Raw genomic sequence first — 11,592 nt, forward strand, 5'->3', positions numbered from 1 at the left:
CATGGCTACGCTTGAACTTCGCAATGTAAACAAGACCTATGGCGCCGGCCTGCCCGACACCTTGAAGAACATCGAACTGTCGATCAAGGAAGGCGAATTCCTGATCCTGGTCGGCCCTTCGGGTTGCGGCAAGTCCACGCTGATGAACTGCATCGCTGGCCTGGAAACCATCACGGGCGGCGCGATCATGATCGGCGACCAGGATGTGAGCGGCATGAGCCCCAAGGATCGCGACATCGCCATGGTGTTCCAGTCCTACGCGCTGTACCCGACCATGAGCGTGCGCGAAAACATCGAATTCGGCCTCAAGATCCGCAAAATGCCCCAAGCCGATATCGACGCCGAAGTGGCGCGCGTGGCCAAGCTGCTGCAGATCGAGCATCTGCTTAACCGCAAGCCGGGCCAATTGTCCGGCGGCCAGCAACAGCGTGTGGCCATGGGCCGTGCCCTGGCGCGTCGTCCGAAGATCTACCTGTTCGACGAACCGCTGTCCAACCTCGACGCCAAGCTGCGCGTCGAAATGCGCACCGAAATGAAGCTGATGCATCAGCGCCTGAAAACCACCACCGTCTACGTGACGCACGACCAGATCGAAGCGATGACGTTGGGCGACAAAGTGGCGGTGATGAAGGACGGCATCATCCAGCAATTCGGTACGCCGAAAGAAATTTACAACGACCCGGCCAACCTGTTTGTGGCAAGCTTTATCGGTTCACCTCCCATGAACTTCGTGCCTTTGCGCCTGCAACGCAAAGATGGCCAATTGATAGCTCTTCTCGACAGCGGCCAGGCGCGGTGCGAATTGCCGCTGAGCATGAACGACGCCGGCCTTGAAGACCGCGACGTGATTCTGGGCCTGCGCCCTGAGCAAATCGTACTGGCGACGGGGGAGGGTAATGGCGCTTCGAGCATTCGTGCCGAAGTCCAGGTCACCGAGCCGACCGGCCCGGACACGCTGGTGTTCGTGCAACTGAATGACACCAAGGTCTGCTGCCGTTTGGCACCGGACGTGGCACCGCAGGTAGGCGAGACCCTGACCCTGCAATTTGATCCGGCCAAGGTGCTGCTGTTTGACGCCAAGACGGGCGAGCGCCTGGGCACTGCAGCTTCTTTGCCTGCTCAGGGGCATGCCGACAATGTGGCCCAGTTCAAAGGCCGCTGAGAAGATAAGTTGTTGTTTTAGTTAAAAAAAGTAAACCGCGTTAGATAAAAACAGTTTAATAACAATAAAGACGAGGATGTAGGGATGAAAAAGCAACACAACAACACCCGGCTGATCTGCCAACTGTCAGCAGCAGCAGCCCTGGTATTGTCCGCCAATGCGATGGCGGCCGATGCCTTCAGTTCCGATTCCAAATGGATGACCGGTGATTGGGGCGGCGAGCGTACCAAGCTGATCGAGCAAGGTATCGACATCAAGGCTGACTACGTCGGGGAAGTCGGTGGCAACCTGAGCGGTGGCTACAACAACGACAAAACTGCCCGTTACGCTGACCAGTTCGGTCTGGGCGTAGCACTGGATCTGCAAAAGCTGTGGGGCTGGGATAACACCCAGGCCAAGATCCAACTGACTAACCGTAATGGCGCCAACATCTCCAATGACCGTATTGGCGACCCGCGTGCCGGCACCTTGAGTTCCTCTCAAGAAGTTGATGGCCGAGGCCACATGGTGCGTCTGACCCAGTTCTGGATTCAGCACCAGATGTTCGACAACAAGTTGGACGTGAAACTCGGCTACTTCGGTGAAGGCGAAGACTTCAACACCTTCCCGTGCGACTTCCAGAACCTGTCGTTCTGCGGCTCGCAAGTGGGTAACTACGTCAACACCTGGTACAACTGGCCTGTCAGCCAGGCGGCTATCCGCGTGAAGTACAACATCACGCCAGAGCTGTATGCGCAAATCGGTGCGTACAACCAGAACCCGTCGCAACTGGAGCACGGCAACGGCTTCAAACTCAGCGGCAGTGGCACCAAGGGCACCGTATTGCCGGTGGAATTGGTCTGGTCGCCGAAGGTCAATGGCCTGCCGGGCGAATACCGTGTGGGTTACTACAAGAGCACGGCTGACGCGACCGACGTACGTGAAGACGTCAACGGTAACGACGCTGGCACCACCGGCGCTGCCTTCCGTGTCCGCAGCAGCAAAAGCGGTTACTGGGGTGTTCTGCAACAACAACTCACCACGCACAATGGCGATGCTTCCCGCGGCCTGAACATCGCGGCGAACGTGACCTTCCACGACAAGGACACCAACCTCGTCGACAACTACCAGTCGGTCATGCTGGTGTACAAAGGGCCATTTGACGCGCGTACCAAAGATGACGTCGGTATCGGTGTTTCCCGTATCCACGCCAACAGCGACGTGAAGAAAAATGCTGAGTTGTTGAACGCTGCCAAAGGCTTTACCGATTACGACCAATCGGGTTTCGCACCACTGCGTAACACTGAATACAACGTCGAAATCAACTACGGCTTCCACGTGACCAACTGGCTGACCGTGCGTCCCAACCTGCAATACATCGCCAACCCAGGCGGTGTGAAAGAAGTCGACAACGCGCTGGTAGCGGGCCTGAAAATTCAGTCTACGTTCTAACGCTGTTGCGATAAGCTCCTTCTCTCTGTGCGCATTTTGCGGGTAGCCATGGCTACCCGCTTTTTTTGGGCTGCACACTGCACAATCCATGTGGGAGCTGGCTTGCCTGCGATTGCATCGCCTCGGTTATTCAGGCAAACCGAGTCGCCCGCATCGCAGGCAAGCCAGCTCCCACAGGGAACCCAAGTTTGAGCGATATTGAATTTCAGGACCGTGGCACATGCATGAGCATCCGCTGCAACGCTTTTTCAAATCCCTTCGCGAACAACCGGTGTTCGCCTGGGAGCGCTTTCAGATGCGCGACGTGTTGGTGATCGACCACCCGCTGTGCCAAGCGGTGTTCAGCCGCCAGGGTGCGCAATTGCTGCACTTTCAGCCCACGGGCCAGAAGCCCTGGTTGTGGTGCGCGGCGAAGTGGCCGCAGGTGGGCGCCATTCGTGGCGGCGTGCCGGTGTGCTGGCCGTGGTATGGCCGCCACCCGAGCGAAAACGCCTGGCCCTCCCATGGCTGGGCGCGGCTGATTGACTGGAAACTGCTCGACAGCAGCGCCGATGACGATGGTGTGCGCCTGCACTGGCAACTGCAACTGTGCGACTGGCAGGTGGATTTGCACGCACACCTGGGTGAAACCCTGGAACTGCGCCTGAGCACCGAGCATCAGGACGAGTTGCCGTGCCAGTTGAGCCATGCATTGCACGCTTATTGGCGTATTGGTCACGTCGATGAGATAGCGCTGTCTGGGTTGGATGGCGCGCAAGGTTATGATCAGCTCAGCCGTCAGGTTTGCCAGCAGGAAGGCGAGTTGCGCGTCGATGGCGGCTGCCAGCGGGTGTTCCAGCATGACGGAGAGTTACAGCTCAAGGACCACGCCTGGCAGCGTGAGTTGTGCATCGACACCGGAGACAGCGCCGCCACGGTGGTGTGGCACCCTGGCAGCCGGCCGCTGTTGGGGGTGAGCTTTAACGAGGCTTCGGGGTTTGTGTGTGTGGAGTCGGCGATGGCCGGCGCGAGTTTGGCGCCGGGGGAGAGGGCGCATTTGAGCTTGCAGGCCAGGGCCGGGGTTTAGCGGTGTGGCTTCTGGCGCTATCGCAGGCAAGCCAGCTCCCACATTTGGAATGCATTCCCCTGTGGGAGCTGGCTTGCCTGCGATAGGGTAGGGACTGCTGGTGGAGATTGCTGCTAGTTGAATTCGTCGCCCACCGGGTACCGGCTGTCATTCAAACTCTCTTTGATCTTGCGCAAATGCGGCTGGAAGTCCACACCCCGGCGCAACGTCATGCCCGTCGCCAGCACGTCCAGCACCGTCAGCTGAATGATCCGCGAGGTCATCGGCATGTAGATGTCGGTGTCTTCAGGCAGAGGAATGTTCAGGCTCACCGTACTGGCCTTGGCCAGCGGCGAGTTTTCAGCGGTCACGCCCAACACCGACGCACCGTTTTCCCGCGCGATACGCGCCACTTCCACCAACTCACGGGTCCGCCCGGTGTAGGAAATAATCACGAACAACTCGCCGGTGTGCGCCACTGAGGCGATCATGCGCTGCATCAGCACGTCGGCGTGGGCGGTCACGGCCAGGTTGAAGCGGAAGAACTTGTGCAGCGCATCCATCGCCACCGGAGCCGAAGCGCCGAGGCCGAAGAAGTGGATCTGCCGTGCCTGGATCAACAGGTCCACAGCCTTGCTGATCAACGCAGGGTCCAGGGCCTGGCAGGCGCTGTCCAGCGAGGCAATCGCGCTGCCAAAGATCTTCTGCGTATAGGCCTCAGGGTTATCATCAGCCTCCACGGCGCGGCTCACGTACGCCGCGCCACTGGCCAGGCTTTGCGCGAGTTGCAATTTAAGTTCAGGGTAACCGCTGACGCCGAATGAACGGCAGAAACGGTTGACCGTCGGTTCACTGACCGAGGCGGCTTGCGCGAGGGCGGCGATAGAGAAGCGGGTTGCCTGCTGCGGGTTGAGCAGGATGACCTCGGCGACTTTTTTCTCGGCCTTGTTCAATTCTTCGAGGCGGTTCCGGATCTGTTCCAGAAGATTTCGCACGCGGTCCATTCAGTCTTTCCTTCGGGCGACGATGCAAATTAAGGGCGGCAGCCAATCGACGAGTGGCATTTCGCGGTGGCCTATCCTACTGAGGGTAGCTGAACACCACCACTCGGAATGCGTATTTCGGGAAAATGTTGTGGTTATTACTACATTTTTCCTTGAGTGATGCCTTGAAAAAAGGTATTTGTAGCTTAACTTGATAAAAGAACAAACATCATGCCTTCGATAACCGTAGAACCCTGCACCTTTGCCCTGTTTGGCGCCTTGGGTGATCTGGCGCTGCGCAAGTTATTTCCTGCCCTCTATCAACTCGATGGCGCCGGGCTCTTGCACGACGACACCCGCATCCTGGCCCTGGCCCGTGAAGCCGGCTCCGAGCAACAGCACCTGGCCCATATCGAAAAAGAATTGCGTAAATACGTTGGCAAGGAGCTCGACGAAGCCGTGGCCGCGCGCTTCCTCGCTCGTCTGTCCTACGTGCATGTCGATTTCATGAAAGCCGACGACTATGTGGGCCTGGCCGAAAAGGCCGGCACCGAACAACGCCTGATCGCCTACTTCGCCACCCCGGCGGCGGTGTATGGCGCGATCTGCGAAAACCTGGCCAAGGTCGGCTTGGCGGAAAATACCCGTGTGGTGCTGGAAAAGCCCATCGGCTCGGACCTGGAGTCTTCACGCAAGGTCAACGACGCCGTGGCGCAGTTCTTCCCGGAGAACCGCACCTACCGCATCGACCACTACCTGGGCAAAGAAACCGTCCAGAACCTGATCGCGCTGCGTTTCGCCAACAGCCTGTTCGAAACCCAGTGGAACCAGCATTACATTTCCCACGTGGAAATCACCGTGGCCGAGCAGGTCGGGATCGAAGGCCGTTGGGGCTATTTCGACAAGGCCGGCCAGCTGCGCGACATGATCCAGAACCACCTGCTGCAACTGCTCTGCCTGATCGCCATGGACCCGCCGGCCGACTTGTCCGCCGACAGCATCCGTGACGAGAAGGTCAAGGTGCTCAAGGCCCTGGCGCCGATCAGCCCGGAAGGCCTGACCACTCAGGTGGTGCGCGGCCAGTACATCGCCGGCTACAGCGCCGGCAAGCCGGTGCCGGGTTACCTGGAAGAAGAGAATTCCAACACCCAGAGCGACACCGAAACCTTCGTCGCCCTGCGTGCCGACATCCGCAACTGGCGTTGGGCCGGCGTGCCGTTCTACCTGCGTACCGGCAAGCGCATGCCGCAAAAGCTGTCGCAGATCGTCATCCACTTCAAGGAACCGTCCCACTACATCTTCGCCCCCGAGCAGCGTTTGCAGATCAGCAACAAACTGATCATCCGCCTGCAGCCGGACGAAGGTATTTCCTTGCGCGTGATGACCAAGGAGCAAGGCCTGGACAAGGGCATGCAACTGCGCAGCGGCCCGCTGCAACTGAATTTTTCCGACACCTACCGCAGCGCACGCATCCCCGATGCCTACGAGCGGTTGTTGCTGGAAGTGATGCGTGGCAATCAGAACCTGTTTGTGCGCAAAGATGAAATCGAAGCCGCGTGGAAGTGGTGTGACCAGTTGATCGCCGGGTGGAAAAAATCCGGTGATGCGCCCAAGCCGTACGCGGCCGGGTCCTGGGGGCCGATGAGCTCGATTGCACTGATCACGCGGGATGGGAGGTCGTGGTATGGCGATATCTGAATTGAAACTGCCTCAGGGTGTAAGCGCCCATGAGTACCGCACGCCCGTGCTGCTGGCGGACGGTTTGGCCAATGATGTGGCCGCGCAATTGCGTGCGGCGATCGGTGCCCGTGGCGAAGCGACCTTGGTTGTGTCGGGTGGGCGCAGCCCGGTGGCGTTTTTCCAGAACCTGGCCAAGCAGGCGCTGGACTGGTCCAAAGTCACCATCACCCTGGCTGATGAGCGCTGGGTGCCGGTGGAGCACGCCGACAGCAATGCCGGCTTGTTGAAGAAGTATCTGCTGCAAGGCCCGGCGGCGAAGGCGAAATTCCTGAGCCTCTACAACGTTGCCGCTAACCTTGAAGATGCCGCCGAACTGGCCGATCGCCAGTTGGCAGAATTGCCCGCCATTGATGTGCTGGTGCTGGGCATGGGCGATGACGGCCACACCGCGTCGCTGTTTCCCGACAGCCCCAACCTGAAAGAAGCCCTGCAGCCCGACGGTACCCGCCGTTGCTGGCCGATGCTGGCGCCGACCGTGCCGCACCAGCGCCTGACCATGAGTCGCGCACTGTTGGCCACGGCTCACTACACCGTGCTGTCGATTTCCGGCAGTTCGAAATTGACCACCTTGAGCGCTGCGCTGGCGAGTGACGACGTCGCCGCCATGCCGATTCGCGCGTTTTTGCAACCTACTTTAGAGATTTACTGGTGCCCATGAGCCAAGGATCAGCCGCTATGAAAAGCCCTCAACCGACCGTGTCCATGGCGGACAAAGTTGCCCTGATCGACAGCCTCTGCGCCAAGGCGCGGATCCTGCCGGTGATCACCATCGCCCGCGAACAGGACATCCTGCCGCTGGCCGATGCCCTGGCAGCGGGCGGTTTGACCGCATTGGAAGTGACCCTGCGTTCCGAGTTCGGCCTCAAAGCCATTCAGGTCCTGCGCGAGCAGCGCCCTGAATTGTGCACCGGTGCCGGCACCGTGCTCGACCGTCACATGCTCGAAGCGGCAGAAGTGGCCGGCTCGCAATTTATCGTGACGCCAGGCATTACCCGCGACCTGCTGGAAGCCTCGGTGCATAGCCCGATCCCGCTGCTGCCGGGCATCAGCAATGCCTCCGGCATCATGGAAGGCTACGGCCTGGGTTATCGCCGCTTCAAGCTGTTTCCCGCTGAAGTCAGCGGTGGCGTGGCGGCAATCAAAGCCTTGGGCGGCCCATTTGGCGAAGTCAAATTCTGCCCAACCGGCGGCGTTGGCCCGGCCAACATCAAAAACTACATGGCGTTGAAAAACGTGATGTGCGTGGGCGGTAGCTGGATGCTTGATCCTGAGTGGGTCAAGAACGGCGACTGGGCCCGCATCCAGGAAGTCACCGCACAGGCGCTGGCGCTGCTGGATTGAGCTGATTTAACGAATCGTTGTTGCTGTGCTTGACGGCATTTTTGCGGCGCACTTGGTCGGTGTGCCGCTTTTTTTTGCCTGTAAGAAATATAGGGCAAACACAAATTCAAATGTGGGAGCGGGCTTGCTCGCGAATGCGGTGGTTCAGTTGGCATATTCGTCAACTGAACCACCGTATTCGCGAGCAAGCCCGCTCCCACAGTTTTAATCTGTGTTCAGTTCGGTAATGGCATGGACCAGTACATTCATGTCTGCCGCCGACGTCACCAACCCCGGCGTCACCCGAATACAACTGCCAAACGCCGCGCCGCTTCGGGTGGTGGTAAACAAGCCGTAATCCTTGAGCAAGCAGTCGGCCATCAGTTGCTGATCCCGCCCTACAAACTTGAACGCCGTGATCCCGCAATACAGCCGCGGATCGTCCGGCGTCAGCACCTCAACCCCCGGCAACCGCCGCACCTGGCTCACCCACAGATCCCGCAGGTAATTCACCCGCGCGCCTTTAGCCGCTGAGCCCCCCAACGCACGATGCTCTTCAAACACCAGTGGCAAGGTCATCAGCGCCGGAAAGTTCGGCGTGCTGTAGGACGTGCGTGCGCGCACGTCTGTAGCAGGGTAGTGAAACTCGCCCATGTCCGGGTCGATGTCGGCCAGGCGCTCCGGGGCTATATAAAGAAAACCCAGGGTCAGCGGCGCGCCGATCCACTTGTGCAAGTTGAAACCGGCGAACTGGATGCCCAGTTCCCCCAGGTTGAACTCGATCTGGCCCAAGGCGTGCGCACCGTCGAGGATGACGTCGATGCCATGCTCACGCGCGGCTTTGGCAATCGCCTCGACCGGCATCACCAGCCCGGTGCGATGGGTGACATGGGTCAGCGCCATCAGCTTCAGGCGCGGGTAGCGCGTGAAGGCTTCGCGATACGTCTGCACCAGGCTGTCGAAACTGGCCGGGTGCGTGTGGGGCAGTTCGACCACCTCTACACCGCGAACGCCCGCCAGCCAGCGCATGGCGCCTTTGACCGTGTCGTACTCCAGGTCGCTGATCAGCACCTGGTCGCCCGGGCGCAGGCCGTTATAGTTGCGGATCAGCGACTGCAAGGCCTCAGTGGCATTGCGCGTGAAGGCTACCGACTCGGGGGCGACGCCGATCAGCTCGGCCAACTGGCGGCGTATCTCAACGTTCTCCCCCTGTTCAAAACGCTGGCGCACATAGAGCGAGTTGCTGCGGTTGATAAACGCAACATGTTCCAGGTAGTGCGCCCGCACCACGCGGCTCATGCGCCCGAAGTAACCGTTTTCCAGGTTGATCGGGCCAGGCTCCAGCTCATAGCGCTGGGCGATGGTTTGCCAGTGGCGTTCGTTATCAGCATTCCTTGGCATGGCGAGGCTCTTAATGGCGAGGGGCGGGTTTACCGTGTTTGGCGCGCAGCGGCTCCAGCAGTTCGGCCAAGCCGTTGCTGTCGATTTCCTGCATCAATGCCAGCAGCCCACCCAGTTCGCCGTGGGGAAAACCTTCACGGGCAAACCAGTTCAAGTAAGGGCCGGGCAGGTCGGCGATGATCCGCCCTTTGTACTTGCCGAAGGGCATTTGGCGGGTGATCAGCAGTTCGAGCTTTTCGGGGTTCATGGGGCTTCAAGCAGTCAAGTCGAGGCCTTGGAAAATACAGGCATTCTGCATGAAGGCCAAATGACAGATCATGCAAATAACGTACATACAGATGGTTCAATAAATTATAAGTAGCTGAAAAATGTAGAAAAAGTTGTTTTTCAAGAACTGGCACGGGCGCTGCAACTACCTTTACACGTTTCTAAACCCGCACAAGGAATTGAAAAATGACCGACATCAACAAAGAATCGATCTCCGTACTCAACGACCTGATCGAGACCAGCAAAGACGGCCAGGAAGGCTTCAAGACCTGTGCTGAAGACATCAAGCACCCAGAGCTCAAGGCGCTCTTCACCAAGCGCTCTACCGACTGCGCAACCGCTGCTGCCGAACTGCAAACGGCCGTGCGTGCACTGGGTGGCGATCCGGAGAAATCCGGTTCTGTTGCTGGCGCCTTGCACCGTGGCTGGGTTGACGTGAAGTCGCTGGTCACCGGTAAAGATGAAGAGGCGGTACTGAACGAAGCCGAGCGCGGTGAAGACCACGCATTGAAGGCTTACAAGGAAGCGATCGAGAAGATCAACAAGCACAACCTGCTGGGTATTCGTGACCTGGTTGAGCGTCAGTACCACGGCGCGCAACGTAACCACGACCAGGTGAAAGCCCTGCGTAACCAGGCTCGCGCCAACTCTTGATTACTGGCGTGTAACCCCTGTGGGAGCGGGCTTGCCCGCGATGACGGTCTGTCAATCGACCTCTGTGTCGACTGAACTGCCGCTATCGCGGGCAAGCCCGCTCCCACATGTATCAGCCAATGCTGATCGGCGGCAGCTCGGTCAGCGTCACGACTTGCTGCTTGCGCGGCGCCAGAATTTCCGCCTCGCCATCCACCACCAATTCATCGCGCTGGTTGAACACGCGAGTGGCAATGCGCACACGAAACTTCGGCAGTTTCTCGAGGATTTCCAGGCGTACGGTCAGGGTGTCGCCGATTTTTACCGGCTTCTGAAAGCTCATCTGCTGGCCGATATAGATAGTGCCCGGCCCAGGCAGCTCGCAGGCGACGGCTGCGCTGATCAGGGCGCCGCTGAACATGCCGTGGGCGATACGCTCCTTGAACATGGTCGCCTTGGCGTACTCGGCATCCAGATGCACCGGGTTGTGATCACCGGACATGGCGGCGAACAGCTGGATATCACGCTCTTCGACGGTTTTGCTGAAACTGGCCGTCTGGCCGACTTCAAGGGCTTCGTACGGGGTGTTGGTAACCTGGGTCATCTAAAGGTGCATCCTGTGGCTAATCGGTAATGTAATAATCTGATTTTAAACGAAAAATTATTCGCAGCGGGCCGGCCTGCGCAGCGTCAGGGCCTGGTCGAGCCACGTCAGCACATCCGCTGTGACAACGTCGCGGTTGGTTTCGTTGAATACTTCGTGCCGTGCCTGCGGGTAAATAGTCAGTTGCAGGTTCTGGCAACCGGCCTCACGCAGCGCGTGGGCCAGGCTTTTGAGACGCTTGCCCTCACTCACCGGATCACATTCGCCGCCGATCACCAGAATCGGCAAGCCCGGGTCGATCTGGGCGAGATTGGACGCTTTGCTGATTTGCTGCAAGCCGCCGAGCAGGTCGATCCACAGCTGGTTGGTGCAGCGGAAACCGCAGAGTGGATCGCTGATGTACTTGTCGACTTCAGCCGGGTCGCGGCTGAGCCAGTCAAAGGCTGTGCGGTTGGGCTTGAACGCTTTGTTGAATGAGCCGAACGACAAAAAGTCGATCAATGCACTGCGCCCGCGCAAACCCTGGCGTAAACGCTCAATGTGCGCGATCACCCGAGCGGCGCGGTACAGCGCCACCGGTTGGAAGTTCGAACCGCTGAGAATCGCCCCGTTCAAACTGGCGCTGTGGTGCAGCAAATAGGCCTGGGCGATGTAGCTGCCCATGCTGTGGCCCAGCAGGATGATCGGCAGCCCAGGCGATTGATGCGCGATGTGCTGGTTGAGGCTCGCCAGGTCGCCCACCACTTTGTTCCAGCCATCCTTTTCGGCGAACAACCCCAGGGTGCCTGCGTCGGCGGTGCGGCCGTGGCCACGCTGGTCGAGCGCATACAAACCGTAACCGGCGGCGCACAGCGCTTCGGCCAGGCGCCCGTAGCGGCCGCTGTGTTCGGCCATGCCGTGGGACAGCATGATCATCGCCTTGGCAGGGCCTTGCGGCAGCCATTGATTGACGTACAGGCGGCTGCGGTCATTCGCGGTCAGCCAGAAGGTGCTGTGGTTCATGGCG

At 59.3% G+C, this 11,592-nt stretch carries 12 protein-coding genes; 7 read left to right on the top strand and 5 right to left on the bottom strand.

Annotated features, from left to right (window positions below; genetic code table 11):
• Nucleotide 1 precedes the first annotated feature (1 nt).
• The 3 genes from AB4P94_RS12945 to AB4P94_RS12955 all read left to right on the top strand — a co-directional run bounded on the left by AB4P94_RS12945 (nucleotide 2) and on the right by AB4P94_RS12955 (nucleotide 3,659).
• Nucleotides 2–1,162 (top strand): ABC transporter ATP-binding protein, encoded by a 1,161-nt coding sequence (locus AB4P94_RS12945; protein WP_395610838.1) that lies wholly within the window; start codon nucleotides 2–4, stop codon nucleotides 1,160–1,162.
• A gap of 84 nt (nucleotides 1,163–1,246) precedes the next feature.
• Nucleotides 1,247–2,593: a carbohydrate porin gene (locus AB4P94_RS12950; RefSeq protein WP_395610839.1), complete on the top strand. Its 1,347-nt coding sequence runs from the start codon at nucleotides 1,247–1,249 to the stop codon at nucleotides 2,591–2,593.
• A 220-nt stretch (nucleotides 2,594–2,813) separates the two neighbouring features.
• Nucleotides 2,814–3,659, top strand: coding sequence for a D-hexose-6-phosphate mutarotase (locus AB4P94_RS12955; RefSeq protein ID WP_395610840.1), 846 nt, complete (start codon nucleotides 2,814–2,816; stop codon nucleotides 3,657–3,659).
• Between the two features lie 113 nt (nucleotides 3,660–3,772).
• Here the strand turns inward: AB4P94_RS12955 and AB4P94_RS12960 are convergent, their stop codons facing one another.
• Nucleotides 3,773–4,633: a MurR/RpiR family transcriptional regulator gene (locus AB4P94_RS12960; RefSeq protein ID WP_170039859.1), complete on the bottom strand. Its 861-nt coding sequence runs from the start codon at nucleotides 4,631–4,633 to the stop codon at nucleotides 3,773–3,775.
• A gap of 219 nt (nucleotides 4,634–4,852) precedes the next feature.
• Here AB4P94_RS12960 and zwf point away from each other — a divergent pair, with 219 nt between their 5' ends.
• Genes zwf through AB4P94_RS12975 form a run of 3 tightly spaced genes read left to right on the top strand, consistent with a single transcriptional unit; the run spans nucleotide 4,853 to nucleotide 7,702 of the window.
• A complete protein-coding gene (zwf, locus tag AB4P94_RS12965; RefSeq protein ID WP_395610841.1) occupies nucleotides 4,853–6,319 on the top strand; it encodes a glucose-6-phosphate dehydrogenase in 1,467 nt (488 codons plus the stop codon).
• Nucleotides 6,306–7,019, top strand: a complete 714-nt coding sequence (pgl, locus tag AB4P94_RS12970; protein ID WP_395610842.1) for a 6-phosphogluconolactonase — start codon at nucleotides 6,306–6,308, stop codon at nucleotides 7,017–7,019. Before zwf ends, pgl begins: the two co-directional genes overlap by 14 nt.
• Before the next feature lie 17 nt (nucleotides 7,020–7,036).
• A complete protein-coding gene (locus AB4P94_RS12975; RefSeq protein WP_026013852.1) occupies nucleotides 7,037–7,702 on the top strand; it encodes a bifunctional 4-hydroxy-2-oxoglutarate aldolase/2-dehydro-3-deoxy-phosphogluconate aldolase in 666 nt (221 codons plus the stop codon).
• 204 nt (nucleotides 7,703–7,906) lie between these two features.
• Here the strand turns inward: AB4P94_RS12975 and AB4P94_RS12980 are convergent, their stop codons facing one another.
• Both AB4P94_RS12980 and AB4P94_RS12985 read right to left on the bottom strand, forming a co-directional pair.
• Complete coding sequence (locus tag AB4P94_RS12980) at nucleotides 7,907–9,082, bottom strand: aminotransferase class V-fold PLP-dependent enzyme (RefSeq protein WP_395610843.1); 1,176 nt, start codon at nucleotides 9,080–9,082, stop codon at nucleotides 7,907–7,909.
• Between the two features lie 10 nt (nucleotides 9,083–9,092).
• Complete coding sequence (locus AB4P94_RS12985; protein ID WP_017735664.1) at nucleotides 9,093–9,329, bottom strand: DUF3820 family protein; 237 nt, start codon at nucleotides 9,327–9,329, stop codon at nucleotides 9,093–9,095.
• 206 nt (nucleotides 9,330–9,535) lie between these two features.
• On the opposite strand from AB4P94_RS12985, the gene AB4P94_RS12990 reads away from it, so the two are divergent.
• The gene (locus AB4P94_RS12990) at nucleotides 9,536–10,003 is read left to right on the top strand and encodes a PA2169 family four-helix-bundle protein (protein WP_395610844.1); all 468 of its coding nucleotides are present in this window, start codon (nucleotides 9,536–9,538) and stop codon (nucleotides 10,001–10,003) included.
• Nucleotides 10,004–10,115: 112 nt separating this feature from the next.
• Here the strand turns inward: AB4P94_RS12990 and AB4P94_RS12995 are convergent, their stop codons facing one another.
• Nucleotides 10,116–10,586, bottom strand: a complete 471-nt coding sequence (locus AB4P94_RS12995) for a MaoC family dehydratase (RefSeq protein ID WP_034115694.1) — start codon at nucleotides 10,584–10,586, stop codon at nucleotides 10,116–10,118.
• Nucleotides 10,587–10,643: 57 nt separating this feature from the next.
• Complete coding sequence (locus AB4P94_RS13000; RefSeq protein ID WP_395610845.1) at nucleotides 10,644–11,588, bottom strand: lysophospholipase; 945 nt, start codon at nucleotides 11,586–11,588, stop codon at nucleotides 10,644–10,646.
• Between the last annotated feature and the right edge of the window lie 4 nt (nucleotides 11,589–11,592).

Origin of the sequence: Pseudomonas sp. B22129 (assembly GCF_044218875.1) — a bacterium.
Classification (GTDB): domain Bacteria; phylum Pseudomonadota; class Gammaproteobacteria; order Pseudomonadales; family Pseudomonadaceae; genus Aquipseudomonas.